This is a genomic window from Paraclostridium benzoelyticum (assembly GCF_001006285.1).
GTDB classification, from domain to species: Bacteria; Bacillota; Clostridia; order Peptostreptococcales; family Peptostreptococcaceae; genus Paraclostridium; species Paraclostridium benzoelyticum.
Map to the genome: position 1 here is coordinate 1 of NZ_LBBT01000251.1, position 25,623 is coordinate 25,623.

Here is a 25,623-nt window from a genome sequence, read left to right on the forward strand (position 1 = left end):
ATAAAAAATAGTTACTTAGTCTTTGATGTTCTATAAAATTTTCTTCTACTAAATAGTTTACTAAATTGATTAAAACATTATTTCCATATATACCAGTTTTAGCAATATCACTATTCTTAAAAGATTTTATAATTACATGTGTTTCATTTATTTTAATATTTATATTTTTATATGTACTTATAATCCCGTCTTCAGAATTTGCCTTATTTTCTAAATAACATATTATATCCTCATATATATATTCCTTAGGAACTTCAATACAGCAGTATTTGATGTTTTTGTCTATTTCTACATCTTGGTGGATTCTTATATTTGCTATGTCTAAGTAATTTTGTATAGTAAATTTATCAATTCCTTCTTGTAAATATACTACAGAGTATTTACAATCTGATTCAAATATATCTATAGTCGATTTATCTTTTTTCAAATAACATTTAATATGGTTAATTCCAGATTCACCATTAGTTGCAAATATTATCCTAACTTTTCTTTTCAATTTAATTTTATATTTTTCTATAGTTTTTAGTGCATATAATAAACTCATTATGGAGTGTTTATTATTCAATACAGATATTACAAATATGTACTCATCTCCCATTCCATATTCAGCATATCCAACGTCTCCATCAATATTTTCAGTTTTAAATCCTAACTTTTTAGCAATTTCCAATGTTTTTTCTAATACCACCTCTAGTTCTTTTTCAAAAGGATTTTTCTCACTCTCTATAATATCATTTATCAAGTCTCTTTTTAGTTCTTTTATTTTATCATCCATGATATTCATAAAATTCCTCAATTCTTATTTATTCTATAGGTGCTTTTATTCTTAAAGAGTACGCATCTAACCATTCTTTTGATGCTACTTTGTGTATACTTTTCCCCTTGATACGACTACTTAAATATACTGTCGGTTTATGGTTTTGAGTTGCAATAGAAAAACTAAAGATATCTATATTCGTTGCAATTCCCCATTCACCTTTATTGTTCATAGCAACTACTGATAAGTCTCCAGCTTTACCTCGTCTATTTAAAAGTTTTATATCTAGCTCACAAATAGCTTTATCACAAGCCTCTTGTGGACTTAATCCACTTTTCATAAGCCTAACTATTTCATATGATATACAGCCTTTCATAAGGTCTTCTCCTAATCCTGTAGCAGTGGCTCCTCCGATTTCACTATCTACGTAAAACCCGGACCCAGATAATGGAGAATCTCCTACTCTTCCATTTTTTTTCATAAATAATCCACTAGTTGATGTCCCTGCACACATTTTACCATTGCAATCTAGAGATACCATTCCAACGGTATCATGACCTATATATGGGCTTAATCCTTTTTCTAGTATTTCTCTTTTTCTCTTGCTATAATGTTTTTTAGCTCTTTCGCTTAACATATCTTTTCTTTCAAATCCATTTTTGTGAGCATATTCTTCTGCCCCTATTCCTATTAAAAAACAGTTTACTTTTTCACTACTTAACTTTCTAGCTATTGATATAGGATTTGCAAAATTTTTTATTCCAGCAATAGCTCCAATAGATAATGAATTTCCATCCATATATGCTGCATCTAACTCTACTTCACAATTTTCATTTGGAAGACCACCATATCCTACTGACTTATAAAATGGATAGTCTTCTACTATTTTTATAGCATGTTCAATTGCATCTCCTGCATCCATTCCTTTACTTAATTTTTGCGCACTTTCATTAATTCCCTCAATTGCCATTCTCCAAGTAGCTATTATCCCCCACATTATTAATCCCTCCATATGTTTAATAAAAGCCTTGGTTTCCCAAGGCTTTTATTTTTAGAATAAAACTTCTAATTTTAATATATTTACTTTATTTTTAACCCACTTATATTCCCTTGAATTTATGCTATGATTATTTAGCCTGACGAGCTTTTATCATCTTTATAGCTGTCTTTAAAACTTTTTCTCCATTCATAGCTCCATAATCAAGACTATTTATAACATCTACTGGAGTTTTTGCATCAAATTTTTCTTGAACTTCTTTTAGCATAAATTTAACTTGAGGCCCAAGTAGTATGCAGTCTGGATTTTTTTGTTCTACTATTTTATCTATATCGGCATACGGAAATGCTTCTACCTCTATTGGTAAATTATGTTGATTTGCAACATTTTGCATTTTACTTGCTAATAAACTTGTTGACATCCCTGCACTACAAAATAAGTATATTTTTTTATTCATTTTAATTTCCTCCTAAAAGTCTAATATATTTTTATTTTAATATTGTTAATTACTTATTTAATTTAAGCTCTTTTCTTAAGTCTATAATTTCTTTCACTAAATTCCTCTCACTTAGACATGTCATCAAATGATCTTGTGAGTGAATTAAAAGCATGCTTATTTCGACATTTTTCCCCTCAGCATCTTTATTTATTAAACTAGTTTGAATTTTTTGAGCTTCTAAAATTTCTTCATTTGCACTTTCCATATATTCGTCACACTTTTTAAAGTCGCCTTTTTTAGCACAATGTAAAGCTTCATATATATGAGATTTCGCATTTCCTGCATGAATTATAACCTTTAGTATTTTATCTTGATAATTCATATTTTCACCACCTTACTAAGGTCTTTTGTTATTGTTAACGTTTTCTTTAAGTATATTTTACAATAGACTTTTAAAAAAGGAAATAGTAAATTGTATTTTTTTAAAAAATTTTACAATTAATTTTTATTTTACATTTTATTTCTTATTTTTAGTTTATTTTTCAAGGGTTTTTTCTATTTTTGTCTTAATTACTAGGGTTATATATATATTATAGCGTATTTTGCATTTATGTAAAAAAAAATTTCTTTATTAATTTATATTTTTTCAATTAGTTTCAAACCTTACGCCTATTGCATATAGATATAATGATAGGATATGCCTATTAATTAAAATATATGAGGTGTTTTTATGCAAAAAAAATGTGACTACAACTTTTGTAAACAAAAAAAATGTACATCAGAATACTGTGAATGTGACAGCTGTAACTTAAACAAAAGTTCCTCAAATTTATTTGAACTTGAAACTTTTGATTGTGACAATTATCCAGACAAAAACTATAATTGTAACACTTGCCAAAGCAGCTCTTTAAATTGTAATGAGAGCCAAATGTTTTTTTATTATGCTTGTGATTTAGATTTATATAAAAATTTGGTTGGATGCGTAGGTAGAATACTTGGTTTTAAACTTTCTAATAGCGATTGTATTTTAAGGTTGAAGGTAAAAAAAATTACTCCATGTAGTATATATGGAACTACATCTTCAGGAAAAGGTCCTATATGTATAAAATTATCAGCTATTGACTATGTTGATTTTGGTAAAGAAGTATATGTTAATCCATTGTGTAATATAAATAAGTCTGAAATATTAACATTACCTAGCTCTCAAGGTCCTAAAGGTGATAAAGGTGATGTTGGTCCTCAAGGTCCTAAGGGTGATACTGGTGCTGCTGGCCCTCAAGGTCCTAAGGGTGATACTGGTGCTGCTGGTCCTAAAGGTCCTAAAGGTGACACTGGTGCTGCTGGTCCTCAAGGTCCTAAGGGTGATACTGGTGCTGCTGGCCCTCAAGGTCCTAAGGGTGATACTGGTGCTGCTGGCCCTCAAGGCCCTAAAGGTGACACTGGTTCTACTGGTGCTAAAGGTCCTAAGGGTGACACTGGTTCTACTGGTGCTAAAGGTCCTAAGGGTGATAAAGGTGATGTTGGTCCCCAAGGCCCTAAGGGTGAATCCGTAGAAGTTCCTAATAAGGTTAACCCTGTACCTTACAAACCTAATAAGAAAAAAATAGCTCCATCTAGTAAAAAATAATAAAAAATAAAAGCGCTTATAAATAAGCGCTTTTATTTTTTATTATTTTTCTAATTTACTATATATAAATTCATACATATCAACAAATTCTTTAGCTAATTGTAAAAAATTCATAGTTGTCATTAAATGATCTTGAGAGTGAACTAATACAACTCCCATTTCAGTTTTTTCTCCGCTAGCCTCTGCTTGAATTAACTCAGTTTGAAATCTATGAGCCTTAGTTAATGTTTCATTGGCTTCTTTTAATAATTCTCTTGCCTTTTCAAAATTGCCTAATTTAGCTTCCCCTAACGCTTCATATGCTGTACTTTTAGCATCTCCTGCATGACCTATTATACCAAATGATATTTCAAAAATCTTTTCATTCATAATTAAATACCTTCACTTTCCCCTATATTGTTATAATTAATTAAGTTTATATTATTATCTTCAAAAAACTGTTTTAGTTCAAATGAAGTTAATATTTCATGTTCTAATGTTCGTTGTATAGAATATGAGGTTGATTTTGATAAAAAAGCATCTACAAATGCAGGATGGCTCATTATATCCACAACTTTAAATTTTTTTATATCGTCAATGTTATTATTAAAATAATCATTACTTATATTCTCCCCATAAAAACTATCTATAAGTGGAACTACTTTATCATAGCTAATTTCATATTCAAATCCACCTCTTATAGGTAACTTATATTTTTCTAATATTTTTTCAATTACTGGTCTAAATTCTTCAAGTGTATGTATATGATGATGACTATCTAGATGACTTATTTTAACTCCAGCACCTATAGCTTTATCTATTTGTGAGCAAAGTTCTAGGTATACCTCATCTAAATCAAATTCCATAGACTTTTCTTTTGTTATCCTCCTGAAGAAGTATCCACTTTCATCTACCAAAGTTTTATGTGTATCTAAAACCGGTTTATAACAACTCAAAGTCATATGAACTCCACAACCAAGCCCTTTGTTTTCATTTAAAAGCTTCACAGCTTGATTAAAACCAGGCATGCCCGCCATTATACTACAAGAAGTTACAACTCCATTTTTATATGCTGAAATAACACCCTGATTTACACCTTCACAGTAGCCAAAATCATCTGCATTGATTATTATATTTGTCACAAATACCCCTCTCCCCTCTTCCTCTTTCTTCGGTAAAACGTTTACATATTTAAAATAACATTTTCATATACAAAAATCAATATTATTTTTAAATTTTATTTTTAATTTTATTTTAAATTTTATTTACTTTTAGTGTACAAAGTCTATTTCAGTCTATAATTATACAAACTACTACTTAATAATTTTTGAAATTATAATTCATCTAACACCTCTAACATATATTTTCTACAATCCACTTTATATTTATCATATAGTAAACTAGGATTATTTATAAGTTTAGTTTTATTTAACCTCGTAAGCTTTTTCAAAAAACATTCTAGCTTCATTGCATCACTACGTGAATTACTACTCCAGTATATTTCTAAATTTTTAAATCCTCTTGCTCTAGTATATTTCGAGTTCTTTCCTATTTTATGTTCATTAATTCTTCTTTTAATATCGCTAGTATATCCAATGTAATAAGTTTCATCTTTACAAGTTATTATATATGTGTAATACATTTTCCCTCCAAAAAATAAATTAAGCAGCTAAAAGCTGCTTAATAATTAGTATTTAACAGAATATAAGTATAAGCCTTTAGCTGGAGCTGTATCTGATGCTTTACTTCTATCTTTTTTATCTAACATAAGTTTTATATCCTCAGGAGTTTTTTTGTGTAATCCAACATCTATTAAAGCTCCTGCTATTATTCTAACCATATTGTATAAGAAACCATTACCTTCTACGAATACATCTATCATATCTTTATTTTTATTGATAGTTATACTATGTATATTTCTTACATTTGATTTCTTTTTTGATTTAGAAGATGCAAAGCTTGTAAAATCATGCTCTCCTACTAAATACTCACTAGCTTTTTTCATTAATTCTATATCTAATGGTTTTTCTATATAAGTACTATATTTCCTTAGAAAAACATCTTGAGTTTTAGAGTTATTTATTTTATATAAATAGACCTTTTGCTTTACATTATATCTTGAATGGAATCTTTCATCAACTTCTTCAACATTTTTTATAACTATATCCTCTGGTAAATAATTATTTAAATAATCATTAACTTTTTTAACAGATAAACTAGAATTTGTTTTAAAGTTAGCTACTTGGTTGTAAGCGTGAACACCCATATCAGTTCTTCCTGATCCAATTATTTCTATTTTTTCATCTGCCATTTTGCTAAGTACAGCTTCAATCTTTCCTTGTATCGTATTATCATTATCTTTTAATCTTTGAAATCCCTTGTATCTTGATCCGTCATACTCAATAGTGATTTTAATATTTCTCATTTTTATCCTCTTTCTATACAGACTCCAGTAATGTATTTTTTAATGTAAATATAATACATGTACCTTCACCTTTTTTACTTTTTATTTTCATTTCTCCACCATGTAATTTTACGATTTCATTACTTATAGCAAGTCCTAAACCACTACCTGCTTTATTATAATTTTCTTGGAAAAATTTATCTAATACCTTTTCTAAATTGTGCTCTTCTATACCTTCTCCATTGTCAACAACACTAATGGTTGTATAGTCTTCTTCTTGGTGAACTATAACCTTTACATATCCATTTTCTGATGTAAACTTTAAAGAGTTTTGTACTAAATTTATAAGAACCTGTCTTAGTCTATTTTTATCTCCTTGTATCGGTCTCATTTGAGTGTCTTCAACTTCACAACTTAATGAAATATTTTTTTCTTGTGATTTCACTTTTAATTGATTTACCACTCCAAAAGCTAATTGTTGAATATCTACCATATCTATTTGAAGTTTAATTCTATCAGATGATAGTCTTGAAAAGTCTAAAAGTTCCTCAACAAGTTTTATAAGTCTTTCTGTTTCATCTTGAATTATTCCTAGACCTAAGTCTAACTCTTCTTTTCCAATTCCTTCATACCCTAAAGTCTCACTCCATCCTTTAATAGATGTTAAAGGAGTTCTTAATTCATGTGAAATCGATGATATAAATTCTTCTTTTAGCTTTTCACTTTTATCAATTTCTTTTGCCATATGTTCAAATGTTTCTGCTAGTTCTCCAATTTCATCATCAATTATAGCTCTTGGTTTTAATCTTATATTGTAATTACCATGAGCTAATTCATTTGCAAATTTTTTAAGTTCACTTAATGGATCAATCAAAGTATATGCAAATTTTAAACTTATAGATATAGCTATTAATAAAATAAATATACCTGCAAGTATTAGACCTAAAACTATCTTAAATATAGTTCTATCAATGTAATCTAGTGAAACAGTATATCTTGCTACTCCTTCAATTTGGTTATTAGATTTTAAAGGTACTGAAATACTCATAACATGTTCTCCAGTATCTTTTATTCTATATGTACTTGTTGTTGTTTTGTTTTTTAGAGCTTCATTTACATCTTCATAATGAGCTTTTTCTCTACTTCTAAATCCATATTGGTCAATTATAATATTCTTCTTTTTATCTATTATCTCTAACGCCATCTTTGAATCACTATCTATATCTCTTTTATCATATAAATTATTAACCTTTTGCTCAAATGAACTATCTCCCATATATCCACTATATATGCTATCAGTGTTGCTAGCTTGATGCATAAGTGTTCTTTTTATTGAATCATAATAGTAATTTTGAGCATAGAATATAAATAGCCCTTCAAATAGTGTTACAGTTATAATAATTATTATAAAATAATTTTTTATTATTTTTTTTCTAAGTCCTTCAAAGTGTATCACTATTGTTCTTCCTTTCTCCAACAGTAACCATATCCCCAAACCGTTTGTATAAATTTAGGTTTTGATGGATCATCTTCTATTTTATTTCTTATTCTTCTGATATTTACATCAACTATCTTAAAATCATATAAATAGTTAGTACCCCATACTTCATCTAAAATTTGATCTCTACTTAAAGACTGCTTTTCGTTTGTTATTAAAAACTTAACTATTGAAAACTCTGTTGGAGTTAACTCTATATCTGAATTGTTCTTAGTTAATTTTCTTTTTTCTAAATCTAGAACGAAAGGCCCACTTTCTATTATACTTTTATTCTTTGCATTTGCCTCTCTATTGATTCGTCTTGAAAGAGCACTTACTCTCATAAGTAATTCTTTTATACTAAACGGCTTAACCATATAGTCGTCCGCTCCAGATATAAAACCTTCTATTTTGTCTTCTTCTTGAGATTTAGCTGTAAGCATTATAATACCCACTGAATCAAAGTTGCTTCTTATATGCTTACATACATCTATTCCACTCATGTCAGGTAACATAACATCTAGCAATGCTATAGATATGTTTTTTTCATTTGTGATTTTATCTATAGCTTCTTGTCCAGTACCTGCTTCTACAACCTCATAACCTTCTCTTTTTAAATTTATGCTTACAAAACTTCTTATGCCTATTTCATCTTCTAAAATTAAGATTTTTTCATTCATAATACTTCCTCCCTCTATCCTAATAAATAGGTAAAAAATAATCTTTTTTTATTGCTTCACTTGATATATCTAATTTTTTTAATACTTCAGGACTATTTACAAGCAACATGAATGATGCTTTGTCATTTTCTAAAATTATATATCCTCCATTATTAGTATTCGAATTAGCACTTTTACTTTCTTCAACATTATTTTTATCTACCTTACTAATAGTAAATAACTTTATAGGTTCTGTATGCTGAGTATCATAATACATAAATTCAAAATATAGTTTATTATCTTTTGGAACTTCTTCAATATATATTTTATTGGCTAAAATATTAGGTATAAGCAATTTAAAATTGTTTGAATAGTTGTAATAAACTTGACTTACAAAAACTAAATTTGATTCTTCATTCTCTTTTCCATTCCAACTATACCAACTTACATTAGCAGATGTTTTTTTATTGTATCCTCTAGTATTATTATTTATTATAGGTATTTCTACAACTCCGTCGTAATTAATATCTTCTGGAGCCATATAATATGGATTTTTTGTTTTTATATCTTTCTCATCAAATGCTTTCATCAATTTATTTCCACTTAGATACAATATTTGAGTTATATAGGATTCTCCACCTGTAAAAGGCTTATATCCTAAGATAATTGCTTTTTTATCTTTTCGTACTTTTCTTATATCTATATATACATTGTCTAAACTTTTTACATCGTTTATTGTTGTATAGTCTTTAAGTCTTATATATTTATCGAAATAAGTTAGACTAACTATCATTTTATGAGTTTCTGGATTTAAACTAGCTATAATTATATCAGGTGTCCCATCATCATCTAAATTATCTATGTATACCTTTGTATCAGTATATTCATTTGAATCCTTTATCCAATTTGGATCAAACCTATAAAGTCTAGTTATCTTATTATCCTTAAATTGACATATGTCTAAAGTACTCTTATTCCCATTTTTAGTTAATATTATTATTTCTTTATTTCCATCATTATCTAAATCAGAAAAGTATGCATACTCAATACTTTCACCTGTAACTAAATATTCATCTACAGTAGAATATACACTGTCTTTTCCATAATTCATTATTGAAAAGCCAACTTTTACACTTCCTTCATCTATATCTTCTTTCTTTTGAAATACAACTAATTCATTTACTTTATTTTTATCTAAATCAACTTCATTTATAGAAGATACATCTGAAGAGTTTTTAGGTAGTAATGGTTTTGATCCTTTTAAGGCACTTTCTATATTGTATTTTAATTTTAATTTTTGTTCATTATACAAAGGCTTTCTGATTAATTGTTCAGGCGATGCTGTATTTGTGGTACATCCTACATTTAAAAATCCTGCAAATAAAATCAATACAATTAATTTAAATAGCTTCATTTATTTTTCCTCTCTAGTTTTTAAATAAGCTTTAAACTTCTCTAGATTTTCTAGCTCCTTTTTCTTGGTTTCACTAGTAATATTCCCTCTCCCTAATCTATCTGCCATCGATATTAACGCAACTTCTTTATAATCAATTTCTTTTAGCATTTCTTTCCAACTAAAAAAAGGTAAATTTTTATCAAAAAATAATGGTTGCATATGATATCTAACTAATTTAGAAACTGTATATTTTAGATCCTCATTATCTGTAAGCTTGTCTAAAATTTGTTTAGAAATTTTTTCTCCTTCCAAATCGTGATTGTAAGAAGTAATTCTTCCCTTTCTAATTTTAGTAGTAGTAAGCTTTCCAATATCATGAAGTAAGGCTGCCCACATAAAAGCTAAACTATTTTTAGAAAAGTTTTTTATTTGAGCTGCATTATCTAAAACTAATAGCACATGATTCAAAACATTTCCCTCTGGATGATATTTTAGGTTTTGATCTATTGTTTCAAGCTTTAAAAGTTTGTCTTTAAGTTCAAAAGAATATCTATCATCCGAAAGTATTTTTTTTATATATAAAGAAGGTCTTTCATCTTCTATTAAATGATTACTAATTTCTTTAAAAGTTAATTCTTGACTCATAGTATACACATCCTTATGTTAGTTTTTAAATTTTCAAAACAAGAGCTTATTAAAATAAGCTCTTGTTTTGAATTTTTATTCTTGTGAGTTATCTATTTCATCTCTAACTTTTGTTTCTTCTTCAATTTCTTCAGATTCCTTATTTTTTGTTAATTCTTCATTTTTTATAACTTTATTATTTCTAGATTTGTTATTAGAAGCATTAACTTTATTGTTTTTTGGAAATAAATTAAAATTTAGCTTAATTCCATTTTTTTTCTGATTATTATTTGAATTAGATTTTATGCCATACTTTGATTTATCTCTTTCTGGAACTAAATCATTTAATACTATTTCAGCTTCCTTATCTTCTTTATCCATAATATCATTTAATACTATTTCTTCTTTTGATACTTCTTTTACTTTGTTATGTTTATTCTTATTAGTTCTTTTTCTAGGTTGAACTTTACTATTTTTTTTAGCTGATAATCTCATACATACCCCCCCTTAAATTTATTACTACACTATATTTATATTTAAGAGGGCTTGTAATTATTTGTTATTATTCATATATTTAGGTGGCTTAGGACCTATATATTGATATATATAAGTTTTCAATCTACCATTATATAATTTTCTCTTTTTTGTAGCTTTTTTATTAAATGCATTTTCAAAGTCTTCATATGAAGTAACCATATAATAAGACCATGTTTTAAGTTCTTTGAATGCATAACCTAAATCTTTATATAGTTTTTTTACAGTTTGCTTATCTTCTAATCTTTCCCCATACGGAGGGTTGGTAACTATAAATCCAAATTTTTCTTCACTTTCAAAGTTTTTAGCATTAAAAACTTTAAACTCTACATAATCTTCTACACCTGCAAGTTCTGCATTTTTTTGAGCTATCATAACAGCTTCTTTATCTATATCATATCCTTGAATTTTAAAATCTACATCTGTATTCATTTTTTCAAATGCTTCTTTTCTTACATCCCACCATATATTTTTATCCATAGTAGTCCACTTTTCAGATATAAACTCTCTATTAAGTCCAGGAGCCATATTCAGTCCTAGCATAGCAGCCTCTATTACTATAGTTCCTGATCCGCACATAGGATCAACAAATATTCTTCCTGGCTGCCAAGGCGTTAACTGTACCATAGCAGATGCAATAGTTTCTCTTAATGGAGCCTTTGTTGATACTTCTCTATATCCTCTTTTATGAAGTGCCATTCCACTTGTATCTAATGTTATAGTTACTATGTCTTTATGAATAAACACTTGTATTGGATATTTTTCTTTAGTTTCAGGTAACATACCATCTTCTTGATAACTAGTTTTTAAACTTTCTACTACAGCTTTTTTTACAATTGCTTGTATGTCTGAAGTTGAAAATAATTTAGATTTTATTGAAGATGCCTTTGATACAGGAAACTCTCCACCATACGGAATATATTTTGCCCAATTTATAGCTTTTGTACTTTCAAATAAATCGTTAAAAGTTTTAGCTTCAAATTCAGCAACTTTTAAAAGAACCCTTTCAGCAGTTCTTAGCCATATGTTAGACATTGCTATTCCTTTCTCGTCTGTTTTATACGTCACTCTTCCATCTTCAGTTTTTATTATCTCATAACCTAAGTTGGATATTTCATTTTTCAATATTTTTTCTATACCGAAAAAACATGGTGTTATTAATGTGTAATTTTTCATGTCTTCCTCCTATTGCTTAATACTATCATTCATACTGCCCATTCGATAACCTAATAAATCTAAAGTTATATACCTAAATCCAATATCTTTAAACTTATCATGTGTAGTTTTTAATAAATTCTTATCAAAAAATTTATGTATCTCATTTTCTTCTACTTCTATTCTCGCTAAATCGCCATGTACTCTTACTCTAAATTGTTTAAATCCTAAATCTTGTAAGTATTCTTCACTTTTTTCAATCATTCTAAGCTTATCATTTGTTATAACTTCTCCATAAGGTATTCTTGTAGCTAAGCATGCAAATGCAGGCTTATTAAATGTAGGAACATTAAGTTCTTTTGATAAGCTTCTAATTTCTTTTTTAGTTAATAAGCTATCCTTTAAAGGACTCTTTATATTTAACTCTTCCAATGCTTTTAAGCCTGGTCTATAATCTCCTAAATCATCTAAATTTGTTCCATCTAAAACATAATTTAGATGATTCTCTTTAGCTATATTTTTCATATTCGTAAATATAGTTTTTTTACAGTAGTAACATCTTTTTTCATCATTTTCAATAAATTCTTTAACATCAAAGTCATCAATTTTTATAACTATATGTTTTACACCTAATGCTTTTGTAAATTCCTTAGCTTCTTCTATTTCTCTATTTGAATGCATCATAGCATGTATCGTAACTGCTACGCATTTATCTCCTAATGCCTCATGTGCCACTTTTAATAAAAAAGTACTATCTACGCCACCTGAAAATGCAATTAAAACACTTTCCATTTCTTTAAGTTTATTCTTTAGAATATTTAGCTTATTTGAAGTATCCATTCCCACATACCTCCCCCATTTTCTAATACATTTAATTATATACAATATATAGTTTTTAATCAAACATTTTAGAAGATGTGTCGATATTGTAATATTTTGTTCTTATTTGACTTTTTACCTTTATATAGTATTAAAATAAAAAAGAGTTGTCTCAATTGATAAGACAACTCTTTTTATTTATTTAACTTAAAATACGTGCTACTTTAGATATATAAATTTAATAATTTCTTCTTCTGTTTTTATGCTTTAATAATTCTTGATTATAAAGTTCTCGCCTTTCTCTTTTTATTTGCAATTCTCTCTCTCTTCTTGCTTCTTTTTCTTTTTTAGATTTAATTGTATAAGCCCCAATACCTTTTAAAGTTGATATCACTCCTATAGCTATAGATATCTTAGGCAATAGTGTAACTATCTCTAAGTTGGTAAATAGCGTTTCTAATAAACTATTATCTATAAAAGTTGGTACTAAAAAAAACGGAGTCCATGCTGCTAAAATACTTAGCAATGTAGAAAAAATCGAGTTTTCTTCATCTTCAATAGACTTAAAAGATATATAAAATGCCATCATATATACAATAGGTGGTATAATAAAAAACATTATGTCCTTTGTTACATTATTAGAATTACTTTTTAAGTTTACATATACCATTGTATATGTAACTATTTCTATTGAAAATAGTACTGCAATTATAATTGAAAGAGATTTTATCATAGAGCTATTTTGTTTTTCCCCCATCAGCTGCCTCCCTATTTAGATTTTAAAAACAATATAGTTAACTAAAACTTTTAATTACATCTAAAATATTATCATATGATTCTGAATTTTAATACTAAAAATATCCAATTTCCATTCAAAATTTTTATAAAATTTGTTCATATTGTAATACTTTGTTTTTATTTGAGTTTTTTACGTATATATTATATTATAAACTTATCAGGGAGGGGATATTATGACTTTAGATTCTAAACATTTAAATGATCTACTTAAATGTAATAAAAATATAAAAATTGGGTTTATAGAAAATACTAATATATTAGAAATTAAAAACTTATCAAAAATAATTTTAACATTAAATCTCACAAGTAATAGTATAGAAGATAATGCTAAAATTATTTATGAGTCTATTACAAGCTTAGAAAATATAACTTTGTACATACCAAAAATTTATATACCAGAAAAAAAGGATTAGATAATCTAATCCTTTTTTATATTACTATTTTATTTCTTTACTTTTATATAGTTTTAAACTTATTATCATAGATATTGTTATCATAAATAAACTTAATATACTTGTAACTATAGGAAAACCTAATGAACTTATTATGTTAATAACAGTATCCATAAATTCTTTATCTGAGCTAGCTTCTTGTATAATACCTGTTCCTACTCCAATTAGTAAAAAAACCACTAAAAAATTTATTATTTTTCCTTTGGTTACGCCAAACTTTAAAACTACAGGTATTATAACTGATATAACTAATACCGATGACAATACCCCTGTTATTATTAATAATTCTAAAGACACATCAGTTTTATTAACTTTGCTTATACTAAAGTATACTCCTAATAATAAAATCATAGATATTATTGCCCCAAATATTCCCAAAACATATCTAGATATTACATACTCACTTCTTTTTACCGGAAGTGTTGATATAAGATTGTCTATGCCATGCATATCTTCATATGCCATAGTTTGATATACGATTAAATATGAACCCATACAAAATAGCATACTTAAAAATGACGGAGAAAATATCGATATTATAATCCATATACAAAATACAAGACCAATACTTTTTATAACCGAGCTTAAATTATTTAAACTCATTTTAGTAAGATTTATTATATTTACCATAATTAACACCCCTTTGTATAATACATTAATATATCTTCTAAATTTGCATTATCATATACTACTTCTTCTCCAAATACTTCATAAGCATTTTTCACATTTGAAGTCATACCACTAAATCCAAAAGAATTTTCAGTATATGATATAAATTCTTTTTTTGTATCTATGTCTAACAGCTCTTTTTTACCTCTTATTATTTTGTGATTTTCTAATATACTTTCTTTATCTCCTGAAAGTATTATATTACCTTCGTATATAAATACCAGAAAATCTGCTACTTTATCTAAATCAGATGTTATATGAGTTGAATAAAATACTGTAGCTTCTTCTTTTTCTATATGTTCTTGTAAAATTTCAAGAAATTCGTTTCTTACTAGTGGGTCTAAATTAGCTGTTGGTTCATCCATTATTATTAACTTAGGATGATGGGATAAAGTCATTACAAGTTCAAATTTCTTCTGCTGACCTTTAGAAAGTGCTTTATATACTTTGTTTTCATTTAATTTAAATTTTATTATATATTTTTTATATAGTTGTTCATCCCAATTTTTATAAAATGGTTTTATTGCCTTTTTTATATTTTTCAATTTGTTCTCTTGCATGTATCCGGATACATCTCCTATGTAGCCTATAGATTCTTTTACATCAATATCATCTGCTTTTCTTTCCTTACCAAATACTTTTATAGTTCCACTATCTTTTTTCAACATATTCATAATCAACTTCATAGTTGTTGTTTTCCCTGAACCATTAGGCCCTATAAATCCAGTTATATATCCTTTTTTTATTTCAATATCATTTATTGTTAATTTAAAATCTCCTAGTGTTTTATTTAAATTTTTTATATCTATAGCACTCATATATTAACCTCCTTAGACTTCTTCATATAAACTTTTAAATATCTCTATACCTTCTTCTAAAGTTATACCTACTGACTTTGCCTGTTTTATAACTATTTCAAGTTTATTTTCTATCTCATATAAAGCAGTTTCTCTTAACCTATCTTTATTTTGCATGGATACAAACGTTCCTTTTCCCGTAATAGTCTCTATAAATCCTTCTTTTTCAAGTTCCTCATAAGCCCTTTTTATAGTTATAATACTTACCTTTAGTTCTTTTGCAAAATTTCTTATAGAAGGCAACCCTTCTCCTTGCTTTAGTGTAGAATCTAGAATTTGATTTTTAATTTGATTTTTAATTTGTTCATAAAGTGGAGTTGTAGATGTATTACTTATATTTATATTCAATTTCACACCTCATTTCTTTAATATAATATGTACAGTGTGTATAAACTGTGTATATTATATATATACACTTTATACACACTATTGTCAACTTTACATTCTTTAAATTTAATAAAATAAAAAAAGGACCTTTATATAAAGGTCCTTTTTTTATTTTATTAAAAGTTTTTCTTTCCATTCATCTTCCTTAAATCCTATAAGCACATTTTTTCCATCAAATGCTATAGGTCTTTTTATAAGCATTCCATCACTGGCTAAAATTTCTAGTAATTTCTCATCACTTTCACTTTTAACTATATCTTTAAGCCCAAGTTCTCTATATTTAACTCCACTAGTATTAAAGAATTTTTTTAATTCATATCTACCTGTTTTATACATAATTTCTAATTCTTCTTTGCTAGGAGGATTTTTTACTATTTCTATTTCCTCAAAATCTATATTATTATCATTAAGCCAAGCCTTGGCTTTCCTAACTGTAGATCATCTAGAATATCCATAAAATTTTAACATATATATCACTTTCCTTTACTGTATTTTTTATATTATTACACAGTTTTCTACATGTTAAAACATTTTATTAAAATAAAATTTAATCATTCCATGGGACAACTTCAACTTCTCCATAGCATCTATCATTTAAGCGGTTAGAATACTCGCCTTTATAATTAATGATATATAGAACTACTAATTCAACGTATCTAGTTCCTATTTGAAGTATATTCCACATATCTTCAACTGTTAAATTAGCTCTTTTAGTTTTTCGTGTTGGATGAACAACTTTATTTCTAAAATATGTAAATATATCAACTCCATCATTGAACTTATTATAAATATATTCATTGAATAAATTTAATTCTTCTTTCCCATAGTATATACTACACGCATCTAATAAGATTCTTATATTGTCAGAAGCTGTATTTTTTTCAAACTCTAAATCAGTTAAAATTTTATTTTTTTCAACAATAACAACATAGGACAAGGTTTCTAGAGCAATTTGTAAAGATACAACATTATTTTCTATACTTATATTATCTATAGATTCTATGTACCAGTCTACCACATGCTTTAATGCTGGCCCATAGTAAGAATCATGTAATTTTCTGCACATTAAGTTCATATATTTTTCAATATTATGATGATTTGCTATAGTATCAGACCATGTAGGCACATATTTAAATGGAGTTGTTAAAGACTCCTTCCATAATCTAAATGTATTCTGATTATCTTTATATCCCATTACCATACATATACCTATGTATCTTCCAGCTAAAAAGCTAAGCGTATCTGATATCTCATCTAATAGCTTAAATATATATGTTGACTTGAATACTTTATTATCTTTTCTTTTTATTCTTCCTATATGTGTAATTATACTACCATTTTTAAATCTTAACTCTTCATATAATTCTTTTTTATAATCATATCTTTTATCAATTATTATCTCATATCCACTTATTTCAAACTCAATTCTTCCAGCAAACAATTTATCCATATACTTTATAAGGGTTCCTTGCTTTTTGTCAAAATTCACAATATGAAAATCTATGTACTCCACATATCTATTTTTTGATTTTATTATTCCGCTGCTAACATATCCATCTATATAATTTTTTTGTATACTATTTATATTAACTTGGAAAGGTTGATATCCATGAACTTCTATAATCCCCTCCAAGTAATCTTCTTTAAGATTTTCTAAATCTAAATTTTTGTGACCTAGTATTTTAGCTTCAAAGTTTATACATATGGGAGGACTAATTCTATAGTAGATCCGGCCCTTACATTTATATAGCTTATCTAGGTAAATGCAAAAATTTCCTTCATGAATAACTATATCTTCATCAATTCCATATTCTAAATAAGGAGACGATATAGCTTCTTTTACTACCTTCATTTTTAGCCCACCTTCATTTTACATAGTTGTCTTAATATTATAACATATAAGACAAATAAACAACATTTATTTGTCTTGTTTCAAAATTGAATAAAGTTTTAAATCTGTATACATACCTTTATGAAGTCTATCACTTCTTAATATACCATCTAAACGCATTCCATTTTTTATCATAACTTTTTCAGATGCAAAATTTCCTGATATACATTTAGCTTCTATTTTATTTAAGTTCATATTTTCAAACCCAAAATCTATAACACTACAAAGAGCTTCTGTTATTATTCCTTTGTTCCAATATTCACTATTTAATATATATCCAACTTCAGCCTTATTGTTTAATTCACTATAACTTGAAAATCCACACATACCAATTAACTTTCCATCTTCTTTTAATGTAACTCCCCAAGGAGTAGCCTTATCATCTTCATATCCATTTATTATTTTATCTAGCATCTTCTTTGTAGTGTTTATACTTTTATCAAAGTCTATTAACATATATTTTGATAGATAGTCATTTGATAAACATCTATGTAATTCATTGATATCATTTTTATGCACTTTTCTAAGTATCAACCTTTCAGTATGTAAACTTGGTAAATTTCTAAATACGTATATCAACAATCAGTCCTCCTTATTAAATTTTTAAAATTTCCACATTTCAAATCTCTACAATCTTACATTATTCGCTAAATGTCTTTTAAACACCTTTATATTATAATATTAAATTTGGTAATAATATCTATTTTTAACTATATATAATTTATTTGTAAGTATATTTCCAAGAATAAACTAAAAAGAAGATGTAGTTTATACATCTTCTTTTTTACATTGTTTTAAATGATGTGGACAACATAAGTTTAATCCTATTAATTTGATTTACTTCACTTGCTCCTGGGTCATAATCAATTGGGACAATATTTGCATTTTTATAAATTCGTTTAAGTTCCTTAATAACCCCCTTACCTGTTATATGATTTGGTAAACAAGCAAAAGGTTGCATGCATACAATATTTTCTACTCCACTCTCTATAAGTTCTACCATTTCAGCTGTTAATAACCATCCCTCTCCTGCTTGATTTCCAACTGAAACTATCTTAGAAGCTTTATTAGCTAATGTTTCAATTCCATCTGACATACTAAATCTTTTACTATTTTTTAATGCTTTTAGGTAATGTTTTTGATACAACTCTATTGTATCTTTCATTAGCTTTCCGCCTAATTTTTTATATTTTTTATCTAACAAGTACTCTGACTTATAATAAGTATTATACGCACAGCTTAAAAAGAAATTCATTAGTTCTGGGACAACAACTTCGACTCCCTCTGCCTCTAAAACATCTACAATATTGTTATTTGCCAGTGGGTGAAATTTAACCAAAATTTCTCCTACCAATCCAATTCTAGGTTTATTTTGTTCATTTATAGGCAATTCATCAAAGTCTTTAACTATGTTATAGACATTTTCTTTAAAGTTAGATAGATTAGCCTTTTTTAAACTATCCTTACAAATTTCTAGATACTTTTGATAAAGTTTATTTGAACTACCCTTATATTGTTCATACGGTCTTACTCTATATAAAACTTTCATAAGTAAATCTCCATAAATAGCTGCCATCATTACCCTGTTTATAAGTCCTAATGAAAATACACTATATAAGTTTCGTTTTTCTTCTCCATTTAAAGATAATGATATTACTGGAATCTCTCCATAACCTGCATCACTTAATGCCTTTCTCAAAAAACCAATGTAATTTGTAGCTCTACAAACACCTCCTGTTTGTGTTATTGCAACCATAGTTTTACTTAAATCATATTTTCCACTTTTAACAGCTTTTATCAACTGCCCTATAACGATTATTGCAGGATAACAAGCATCATTATTAACATATTTTAACCCTTCTTCTATAGCCCCATCATAGTTTTTAAGCACTTCAATGTTATATCCACAAGATTTAATTCCATGTTCTACCAATTCAAAGTGAATAGGCGACATTTGTGGCATTAATATAGTATAATTTGATTTTGTAAATTTGTTTAGTTTTCCTTTTATATATGTTTTTTTCCTTTTGTCTATGTTTAAACTATTAATATCTCTTTCTTCTATAGATGCTTTTAATGATCTTAATCTTATTTTTGCTGCCCCTAAATTGTTACCTTCATCTATTTTTATACATGTATAAATTTTACCTTCTCTATTTAAAATTTCTTGAACTTGATCAGTTGTAACTGCATCTAGTCCACATCCAAAAGAATTCAATTGCACAAGCTCTATATTTTTTTGAGAATTCACAAAATTTGCAGCTCTGTAAAGTCTTGAGTGATATGTCCACTGATCAACTACTCTTAAAGGTTCTTCTAATTTTCCTAAATGTGCAACACTATCCTCTGTTAAAACCGCCATATCTAGTGAATTTATCAACTCTGGTATTCCATGATTTATTTCTGGATCTATATGATATGGTCTTCCTGCTAACACAATACCTCTTTTTTTGTTTTTATTTATAGTTTCTATAGCTTTTTCTCCCATATACCTCATATCAGATTTAAATTTTTCATATTCTTCAAATCCTAATTCTACACTTTTATGTATCTCTTCTTTGCTAATTTCTAAAAATTCTTCATCATATTTTTTTATTTTATTTAATTCTTCTAAAAGTCGTTTCTTTAAAGAATTTTTATTGTGTATAGGTAAAAATGGGTTAATATAATTTATTTTATTTTCTTTAATCTCACTAATATTATTTTTAATTACTTCTGAGTATGACATTACAACAGGGCAATTAAAACTATTGTTAGCATTTTTAAATTCTTTACTCTCACTCCTAATACATGGATAAAATATATTTTTGATACCTTTTTTTATTAAATTTTGTATATGCCCATGAACTAACTTTGCAGGATAACATGCAGATTCTGATGCAATAGAGTCCATTCCCTGCTCATAGATTCCCTTTGAAGATTCATCTGACAAAACAACACTAAATCCTAAATTTGTAAGTATAGTGTGCCATAAAGGGTAATCTTCATATATATTTAAAACTCTAGGAATTCCAATTTCTTTTCTTATTGCGCTTTCTTCATCCAAATTTCTATAATTAAACACTCGTTTATATTTATAATCAAATAAATTTATATCAACTTTTTCTTTCCTATGTAATCCTATCCCCTTTTCACATCTATTTCCAGATATGAATTTTTCTGAGTTTCCAAAATCATTTATAGTAAGCAAACAATTATTTGAACACCCCTTACATCTAGATGTACTTATTTTTAAATTTATAGAGTTCATAGATTCTTTATTTAAAAGTGTTGTTATATAACCTTCATTATACTTTTCTTTTGCAATTATACTTGCACCAAAAGCTCCCATTATACCAGCTATATTAGGTCTTACAACTTCTCTACATGTTAAATTTTCAAATGATCTTAAAACTGAATCATTATAAAAAGTCCCTCCTTGTACAACAGGATAACTTCCAATATCCTCAGGTGATTTCATTTTTATAACCTTGTACAATGCATTTTTTATAACAGAATAAGAAAGGCCTGCACTTATATCTCCTACTGAATTTCCTTCCTTTTGAGCTTGTTTTACTCTAGAATTCATGAAAACTGTGCATCTTGATCCTAAATCAACTGGATGTTTTGAAAATAACGCCTTTGTAGCAAATTCTTTTATATCTAGATTTAATGACTTAGCAAATGTTTCTAAAAAAGACCCACATCCAGATGAGCAAGCTTCATTTAAAATGATAGTTTCAATTACCCCTTGATTTATTTTTAAGCATTTCATATCTTGCCCGCCTATATCTAATATAAAATCAACTTTAGGTGAGAAAAATTTAGCTCCTTTATAGTGTGCTATAGTTTCTATCTCTCCAAAATCAACTTTCAATGCACTTTTAATTAACCCCTCTCCATATCCTGTTACTACAGAATTCACGATTTTTGCTTCACTTGATAACTTACTATATAGATTATTTAAAATACCTATAGTTGATTTTAAAGGATCCCCTTCATTACTTTTGTATTCTGAAAATAATAAATTGCCACCTTCATCTATTAATGCAGCTTTTGTAGTTGTAGACCCAGCATCAATTCCTAAAAAACATTTACCTTTATATGTTGATATATCTATTGATTTTACTATATTTTTCTTATGTCTATTTTTAAAAACTTCATATTCTTTTTCATTATCAAACAATGGTTTAATGTCAGAGCTAACTACATCTTCTATATCTTTTAAACTTTCTATGTTTTTTATTAAATCACTAAATAACACATAGTCGTTTTTATATGACAATGCAGCACCCATCGCTATATACAACTGTGCATTTTCAGGAAATATAACATTATCTTTCTCTAATTTTAGTACATCTATAAACCTATTTCTTAGTTCTGATAAAAAATATAGTGGTCCTCCTAAAAATGCAACATTACCTTTAATTTTTCTTCCACAGGCCAATACACTAATCGTTTGGACAACTACAGCATGAAATATGCTAGCAGCTATATCTTCTTGTCTAGCTCCTTCATTTATAAGTGGTTGTATATCTGTTTTAGCAAATACTCCACACCTAGCAGCTATGCTATATATATTTTTATAGTCTTTAGCTAAATCATTTAGCCCTTTAGCATCAGTTTTTAATAATATTGCCATCTGATCTATAAAAGACCCTGTACCACCAGCGCATATTCCATTCATTCTCTGCTCTATACCATTAGTCAAATATATTATTTTAGCGTCTTCTCCACCAAGTTCTATAACCACATCAGTTCCTGGATTATAAGTTTCAATCGCCTTTGTACTTGCTATTACTTCTTGAACAAATTCTACATTTAATTTTTTTGCTAATTTCATACCTCCAGATCCGGTTATAACAACAGATACTCTATTGTCACCTACACTATCATAGGCTTCACTTAATAAACTTATAACTGAATTTTTTATATCTGATAAATGCCTTTTATATGATTTAAATATCATATTTTTACTATCATTTAATACAATAACTTTTACTGTAGTTGATCCAATATCGATACCTATATGGAAATCATCTACCATAAAATCTCCCCCCATTATTTAGGCCAAATTGATTATCAATATAAAATATGAATTTTTACTTCATCATATTACATATACTATTTTTAGTTATAGTATTTAAAGTCTTCTTAATTCGAACTTTTTTTTAATTTAATTTTTAATTGTATGTATATTATAATTAAATTAACAATTATTATAATTTTTTACACATATCAGGAGGTATTTATGGTTAAAATATATAAGGGGAATATATTATTCACGAAAATTAAAGATAAATTTGAAATAATAGAAAATGGTTTTATATTAGTTAAAAATGGAAAAATATTAGATTTATATAAAAACTTACCAATTGAATATCAAAATTTTGAAGTTATAGATTTTAGTGATAATTTAATAATTCCAGGAATGAATGATTTACATTGTCACGCACCTCAATTTAGAAATTTAGGAATGGCTATGGATAAAGAGTTAATACCTTGGCTTGATAATTACACATTCCCTGAAGAAAGCAAATTTAAAAACATAGAATATGCAGATAAAGTTTATAAAAATTTCATAAAAGAGGTCTGGAGGCATGGAACAACTAGAATAGCGGTTTTTGCTACTGTTCACAAAGAGTCTAGCATAAGACTTATCAATTTATTTAATCAAAGCGGACTTGGTGCTTTTGTAGGAAAAGTCAATATGAATATAAACTGCACAGACGACTTATTAGAGGTTACAGAAAAGTCAATTTCTGATACTGAGTATATATTAGAAAATTATTATAATACTGATGCACTGGTTAACCCTATAATCACACCAAGATTTATACCTAGCTGCAATAGTGAACTTTTAAAATCATTAGGAGATTTAGCACTTAAGTATAATACCCCTACTCAATCTCATCTATCTGAGAATTTAGGAGAAATAGATTGGGTTAGACAACTTCAACCAGAGTCTGAATTTTATGGAGATGCTTATAATAGATTTAACTTATTCGGCCAAACTAAAACGTTAATGGCTCATTGTGTTTATTCTTGTGATAAAGAATTAGAACTTATGAAAAAAAATAACGTCTTTGCAGTTCACTGCCCGAATTCGAATTTAAATCTGGGAAGCGGCATTATGCCTGTTAGAAAATTTTTAGATAATGATATTAATATAGCACTAGGCTCAGACATTAGTGGAGGCCATGATTTGTCTATATTTAAAGTTATTGTAAATGCTATACAATGTTCTAAACTTTTATGGGTTAATTCAGATAAGCAAGTAGACTTCTTAACTCTTTCAGAGGCTTTTTATATGGCTACAAAAGGTGGAGGAAGCTTCTTTGGAAAGGTAGGAAGTTTTGAAAAAGATTATGACTTTGATGCCTTAATTTTAGATGATCATAATTTAAATCCTAAAAGTTATAGTTTAATTGAAAGGTTAGAAAGATTTATATATATAGGTGATGATAGAAATATTATTCATAGATATGTAAGAGGAGAAGAAATCTCATATCCTAAATTTTATTAAATTTTACATATATTTTCTCCTATTAAAAATCTTTAACCGTAAATACTATGTTTAGATAAATTATTAATGTTTTATCTAAATAAAATTTAAAGGAGTTTTTGTATGTCAAAATTCACAGGCGTAGTTAAATGGTTCGATAATAATAGAGGCTATGGATTTATATCAGCTAACGATGGAAACGATGTCTTTGTTCATTTTTCTAATGTTAAGGAAAATGGACATTGTAAGGATTTACACGAAGGAGAAGAAGTAGGCTTTGATGTAATAGATGCTCCAAAAGGTTTATCTGCTATAAATGTTCATAAAATGTAAATAAAAAATTCTTACTGTATAATATATGTTACAGTAAGAATTTTTTTTGCAATCTTCGTTTTGTCTAGTGTCTATTGTGAATTTTATCTGATATATCATTTTTTATACTATCTATCTTGTTTTTCGTGTCTTCAATTTTATTTTTCGTGTCATCAACTTTATTATTAACTTTATCTTTTGTATTGTTTATATTTTTATCTATTTGATTAACTTTATCTTTTGCATTATTTACATCTTTATCTGCTTTATTTATTTTATCACTTACTTTATCTTTTGCACTATCTGCTTTATTTTTTGCTGTGCTTAACTTATCTGATGCTGAATTAACTTTATCTGTAGCATTATCTATTTTAGAATTCACTTTATGTCTAGCTGAATCAACATCTCCTCTAGCACTACTTATTTTACTATTTGCATCATTAATTTTAGAGTCTAATCCTGCAGTTAAATCTCCTGCTGAATCCAAGGCATTATTTGCATCTTTTAATGTATCCTTAGCCGAATCAACTTTATCAGAAAAACTATGTGCAAACTCAGTTAAAGAACTTATATGAGAATCTGTATCAAGCTCATCAAATTTATCTCTTATTTTTCCTGCCACATCAATATCCACGCTACTTTCCTGTGTAGTCGTTTTTTCTTCCTTTTTTTCTTTTATATTATCATTTGAACAACCTGTTAAAATCATAGTTGAAATTAATGCAGTCATCAAAATTAATCTCTTTTTCATAGTTTCCTCCTTGTTTACTTAGAATTCTAACCTTTTTACTATTTTATTATTTTACTATATTTTTTTAATTTTGTATACAATAAATTAATTTATTTTTATTATTTTTTTGTTGCACAAAAAAAGTCGATTTTTTAAAATCGACTTTTTTTATATAT

The 25,623-nt window shown here is 27.2% G+C and carries 27 protein-coding genes and 1 pseudogene; 4 read left to right on the plus strand and 24 right to left on the minus strand.

Translation table 11 applies throughout. From position 1 onward, the window contains the following. The 4 genes and pseudogenes from VN21_RS17915 to VN21_RS12640 form a co-directional block, all read right to left on the minus strand. A pseudogene (locus VN21_RS17915) lies at positions 1 to 784 on the minus strand (M20 family metallopeptidase); the annotation flags it as partial. 19 nt (positions 785 to 803) lie between these two features. Continuing rightward, positions 804 to 1,754: a N(4)-(beta-N-acetylglucosaminyl)-L-asparaginase gene (locus tag VN21_RS12630; protein ID WP_046823559.1), complete on the minus strand. Its 951-nt coding sequence runs from the start codon at positions 1,752 to 1,754 to the stop codon at positions 804 to 806. A gap of 130 nt (positions 1,755 to 1,884) precedes the next feature. After that, complete coding sequence (locus VN21_RS12635) at positions 1,885 to 2,211, minus strand: PTS sugar transporter subunit IIB (RefSeq protein ID WP_021431139.1); 327 nt, start codon at positions 2,209 to 2,211, stop codon at positions 1,885 to 1,887. A gap of 49 nt (positions 2,212 to 2,260) precedes the next feature. After that, positions 2,261 to 2,575 carry a PTS lactose/cellobiose transporter subunit IIA gene (locus VN21_RS12640; protein ID WP_021431140.1) on the minus strand — a complete coding sequence of 105 codons (315 nt, stop codon included), beginning with the start codon at positions 2,573 to 2,575 and terminating at the stop codon, positions 2,261 to 2,263. Between the two features lie 348 nt (positions 2,576 to 2,923). Here VN21_RS12640 and VN21_RS18940 point away from each other — a divergent pair, with 348 nt between their 5' ends. After that, positions 2,924 to 3,820, plus strand: a complete 897-nt coding sequence (locus tag VN21_RS18940; RefSeq protein WP_052952060.1) for a collagen-like domain-containing protein — start codon at positions 2,924 to 2,926, stop codon at positions 3,818 to 3,820. Between the two features lie 42 nt (positions 3,821 to 3,862). Here VN21_RS18940 and VN21_RS12650 read toward each other — a convergent pair whose 3' ends face one another. From VN21_RS12650 to VN21_RS12705, 12 genes are all read right to left on the minus strand, one after another. After that, positions 3,863 to 4,189: a PTS lactose/cellobiose transporter subunit IIA gene (locus tag VN21_RS12650; RefSeq protein WP_021431142.1), complete on the minus strand. Its 327-nt coding sequence runs from the start codon at positions 4,187 to 4,189 to the stop codon at positions 3,863 to 3,865. Between the two features lie 2 nt (positions 4,190 to 4,191). Next, complete coding sequence (locus tag VN21_RS12655; RefSeq protein ID WP_046823560.1) at positions 4,192 to 4,941, minus strand: carbohydrate deacetylase; 750 nt, start codon at positions 4,939 to 4,941, stop codon at positions 4,192 to 4,194. 191 nt (positions 4,942 to 5,132) lie between these two features. Continuing rightward, positions 5,133 to 5,441, minus strand: coding sequence for a GIY-YIG nuclease family protein (locus VN21_RS12660; RefSeq protein ID WP_046823561.1), 309 nt, complete (start codon positions 5,439 to 5,441; stop codon positions 5,133 to 5,135). A 45-nt stretch (positions 5,442 to 5,486) separates the two neighbouring features. Next, a complete protein-coding gene (truA, locus tag VN21_RS12665; RefSeq protein WP_046823562.1) occupies positions 5,487 to 6,224 on the minus strand; it encodes a tRNA pseudouridine(38-40) synthase TruA in 738 nt (245 codons plus the stop codon). A 13-nt stretch (positions 6,225 to 6,237) separates the two neighbouring features. Further along, on the minus strand, positions 6,238 to 7,659 hold the full coding sequence (locus VN21_RS12670; RefSeq protein ID WP_084822126.1) for a sensor histidine kinase: 1,422 nt from the start codon (positions 7,657 to 7,659) through the stop codon (positions 6,238 to 6,240). Beyond that, positions 7,659 to 8,360, minus strand: coding sequence for a cell wall metabolism DNA-binding response regulator WalR (gene walR / locus VN21_RS12675; protein ID WP_046823563.1), 702 nt, complete (start codon positions 8,358 to 8,360; stop codon positions 7,659 to 7,661). The genes VN21_RS12670 and walR overlap by 1 nt, the downstream gene beginning before the upstream one ends. Before the next feature lie 19 nt (positions 8,361 to 8,379). Then, a complete protein-coding gene (locus VN21_RS12680; RefSeq protein WP_046823564.1) occupies positions 8,380 to 9,753 on the minus strand; it encodes a hypothetical protein in 1,374 nt (457 codons plus the stop codon). Continuing rightward, positions 9,754 to 10,380, minus strand: coding sequence for an HD domain-containing protein (locus tag VN21_RS12685; protein ID WP_046823565.1), 627 nt, complete (start codon positions 10,378 to 10,380; stop codon positions 9,754 to 9,756). Positions 10,381 to 10,455: 75 nt separating this feature from the next. Further along, entirely contained in the window at positions 10,456 to 10,854 is a 399-nt protein-coding gene (locus VN21_RS17925; RefSeq protein ID WP_052952061.1) for a hypothetical protein, read from the minus strand. Positions 10,855 to 10,911: 57 nt separating this feature from the next. Next, positions 10,912 to 12,069 (minus strand): THUMP domain-containing class I SAM-dependent RNA methyltransferase, encoded by a 1,158-nt coding sequence (locus VN21_RS12695; protein ID WP_046823567.1) that lies wholly within the window; start codon positions 12,067 to 12,069, stop codon positions 10,912 to 10,914. 9 nt (positions 12,070 to 12,078) lie between these two features. Beyond that, the gene (gene larE, locus VN21_RS12700; RefSeq protein ID WP_046823568.1) at positions 12,079 to 12,888 is read right to left on the minus strand and encodes an ATP-dependent sacrificial sulfur transferase LarE; all 810 of its coding nucleotides are present in this window, start codon (positions 12,886 to 12,888) and stop codon (positions 12,079 to 12,081) included. Positions 12,889 to 13,105: 217 nt separating this feature from the next. Continuing rightward, on the minus strand, positions 13,106 to 13,624 hold the full coding sequence (locus VN21_RS12705) for a hypothetical protein (RefSeq protein WP_046823569.1): 519 nt from the start codon (positions 13,622 to 13,624) through the stop codon (positions 13,106 to 13,108). A 214-nt stretch (positions 13,625 to 13,838) separates the two neighbouring features. On the opposite strand from VN21_RS12705, the gene VN21_RS12710 reads away from it, so the two are divergent. Beyond that, a complete protein-coding gene (locus VN21_RS12710; protein WP_046823570.1) occupies positions 13,839 to 14,078 on the plus strand; it encodes a hypothetical protein in 240 nt (79 codons plus the stop codon). A 24-nt stretch (positions 14,079 to 14,102) separates the two neighbouring features. Here VN21_RS12710 and VN21_RS12715 read toward each other — a convergent pair whose 3' ends face one another. From VN21_RS12715 to VN21_RS12750, 7 genes are all read right to left on the minus strand, one after another. After that, the gene (locus VN21_RS12715) at positions 14,103 to 14,747 is read right to left on the minus strand and encodes an ABC-2 transporter permease (protein ID WP_046823571.1); all 645 of its coding nucleotides are present in this window, start codon (positions 14,745 to 14,747) and stop codon (positions 14,103 to 14,105) included. A gap of 2 nt (positions 14,748 to 14,749) precedes the next feature. After that, entirely contained in the window at positions 14,750 to 15,604 is an 855-nt protein-coding gene (locus VN21_RS12720; protein WP_046823572.1) for an ABC transporter ATP-binding protein, read from the minus strand. 12 nt (positions 15,605 to 15,616) lie between these two features. Further along, the gene (locus VN21_RS12725) at positions 15,617 to 15,991 is read right to left on the minus strand and encodes a GntR family transcriptional regulator (protein ID WP_046823573.1); all 375 of its coding nucleotides are present in this window, start codon (positions 15,989 to 15,991) and stop codon (positions 15,617 to 15,619) included. A gap of 147 nt (positions 15,992 to 16,138) precedes the next feature. Continuing rightward, the gene (locus tag VN21_RS12735; RefSeq protein WP_084822139.1) at positions 16,139 to 16,498 is read right to left on the minus strand and encodes an arsenate reductase family protein; all 360 of its coding nucleotides are present in this window, start codon (positions 16,496 to 16,498) and stop codon (positions 16,139 to 16,141) included. A gap of 79 nt (positions 16,499 to 16,577) precedes the next feature. Then, positions 16,578 to 17,882: a hypothetical protein gene (locus VN21_RS12740; RefSeq protein ID WP_046823575.1), complete on the minus strand. Its 1,305-nt coding sequence runs from the start codon at positions 17,880 to 17,882 to the stop codon at positions 16,578 to 16,580. A gap of 66 nt (positions 17,883 to 17,948) precedes the next feature. Then, on the minus strand, positions 17,949 to 18,500 hold the full coding sequence (locus tag VN21_RS12745; protein WP_161794398.1) for a GNAT family N-acetyltransferase: 552 nt from the start codon (positions 18,498 to 18,500) through the stop codon (positions 17,949 to 17,951). 205 nt (positions 18,501 to 18,705) lie between these two features. After that, positions 18,706 to 22,947 (minus strand): 2-hydroxyacyl-CoA dehydratase, encoded by a 4,242-nt coding sequence (locus VN21_RS12750; RefSeq protein WP_046823576.1) that lies wholly within the window; start codon positions 22,945 to 22,947, stop codon positions 18,706 to 18,708. Between the two features lie 204 nt (positions 22,948 to 23,151). Here VN21_RS12750 and VN21_RS12755 point away from each other — a divergent pair, with 204 nt between their 5' ends. Both VN21_RS12755 and VN21_RS12760 read left to right on the plus strand, forming a co-directional pair. Then, entirely contained in the window at positions 23,152 to 24,426 is a 1,275-nt protein-coding gene (locus VN21_RS12755) for an amidohydrolase family protein (RefSeq protein ID WP_046823577.1), read from the plus strand. Between the two features lie 102 nt (positions 24,427 to 24,528). Continuing rightward, positions 24,529 to 24,738, plus strand: coding sequence for a cold-shock protein (locus VN21_RS12760; RefSeq protein ID WP_035117452.1), 210 nt, complete (start codon positions 24,529 to 24,531; stop codon positions 24,736 to 24,738). A 64-nt stretch (positions 24,739 to 24,802) separates the two neighbouring features. Here VN21_RS12760 and VN21_RS12765 read toward each other — a convergent pair whose 3' ends face one another. After that, positions 24,803 to 25,468 carry a hypothetical protein gene (locus VN21_RS12765; RefSeq protein WP_046823578.1) on the minus strand — a complete coding sequence of 222 codons (666 nt, stop codon included), beginning with the start codon at positions 25,466 to 25,468 and terminating at the stop codon, positions 24,803 to 24,805. Positions 25,469 to 25,623 lie beyond the last annotated feature (155 nt).

Coding starts and splice junctions, on each gene's coding strand:
- VN21_RS12630 (WP_046823559.1), bottom strand. CDS start 1,754: ATGTGGGGGATAATAGCTACTTGGAGAATGGCAATTGAGGGAATTAAT.
- VN21_RS12635 (WP_021431139.1), bottom strand. CDS start 2,211: ATGAATAAAAAAATATACTTATTTTGTAGTGCAGGGATGTCAACAAGT.
- VN21_RS12640 (WP_021431140.1), bottom strand. CDS start 2,575: ATGAATTATCAAGATAAAATACTAAAGGTTATAATTCATGCAGGAAAT.
- VN21_RS18940 (WP_052952060.1), top strand. CDS start 2,924: ATGCAAAAAAAATGTGACTACAACTTTTGTAAACAAAAAAAATGTACA.
- VN21_RS12650 (WP_021431142.1), bottom strand. CDS start 4,189: ATGAATGAAAAGATTTTTGAAATATCATTTGGTATAATAGGTCATGCA.
- VN21_RS12660 (WP_046823561.1), bottom strand. CDS start 5,441: ATGTATTACACATATATAATAACTTGTAAAGATGAAACTTATTACATT.
- truA (WP_046823562.1), bottom strand. CDS start 6,224: ATGAGAAATATTAAAATCACTATTGAGTATGACGGATCAAGATACAAG.
- walR (WP_046823563.1), bottom strand. CDS start 8,360: ATGAATGAAAAAATCTTAATTTTAGAAGATGAAATAGGCATAAGAAGT.
- VN21_RS12680 (WP_046823564.1), bottom strand. CDS start 9,753: ATGAAGCTATTTAAATTAATTGTATTGATTTTATTTGCAGGATTTTTA.
- VN21_RS12685 (WP_046823565.1), bottom strand. CDS start 10,380: ATGAGTCAAGAATTAACTTTTAAAGAAATTAGTAATCATTTAATAGAA.
- VN21_RS17925 (WP_052952061.1), bottom strand. CDS start 10,854: ATGAGATTATCAGCTAAAAAAAATAGTAAAGTTCAACCTAGAAAAAGA.
- VN21_RS12695 (WP_046823567.1), bottom strand. CDS start 12,069: ATGAAAAATTACACATTAATAACACCATGTTTTTTCGGTATAGAAAAA.
- larE (WP_046823568.1), bottom strand. CDS start 12,888: ATGGATACTTCAAATAAGCTAAATATTCTAAAGAATAAACTTAAAGAA.
- VN21_RS12705 (WP_046823569.1), bottom strand. CDS start 13,624: ATGGGGGAAAAACAAAATAGCTCTATGATAAAATCTCTTTCAATTATA.
- VN21_RS12710 (WP_046823570.1), top strand. CDS start 13,839: ATGACTTTAGATTCTAAACATTTAAATGATCTACTTAAATGTAATAAA.
- VN21_RS12715 (WP_046823571.1), bottom strand. CDS start 14,747: ATGGTAAATATAATAAATCTTACTAAAATGAGTTTAAATAATTTAAGC.
- VN21_RS12720 (WP_046823572.1), bottom strand. CDS start 15,604: ATGAGTGCTATAGATATAAAAAATTTAAATAAAACACTAGGAGATTTT.
- VN21_RS12740 (WP_046823575.1), bottom strand. CDS start 17,882: ATGAAGGTAGTAAAAGAAGCTATATCGTCTCCTTATTTAGAATATGGA.
- VN21_RS12750 (WP_046823576.1), bottom strand. CDS start 22,947: ATGGTAGATGATTTCCATATAGGTATCGATATTGGATCAACTACAGTA.
- VN21_RS12755 (WP_046823577.1), top strand. CDS start 23,152: ATGGTTAAAATATATAAGGGGAATATATTATTCACGAAAATTAAAGAT.
- VN21_RS12760 (WP_035117452.1), top strand. CDS start 24,529: ATGTCAAAATTCACAGGCGTAGTTAAATGGTTCGATAATAATAGAGGC.
- VN21_RS12765 (WP_046823578.1), bottom strand. CDS start 25,468: ATGAAAAAGAGATTAATTTTGATGACTGCATTAATTTCAACTATGATT.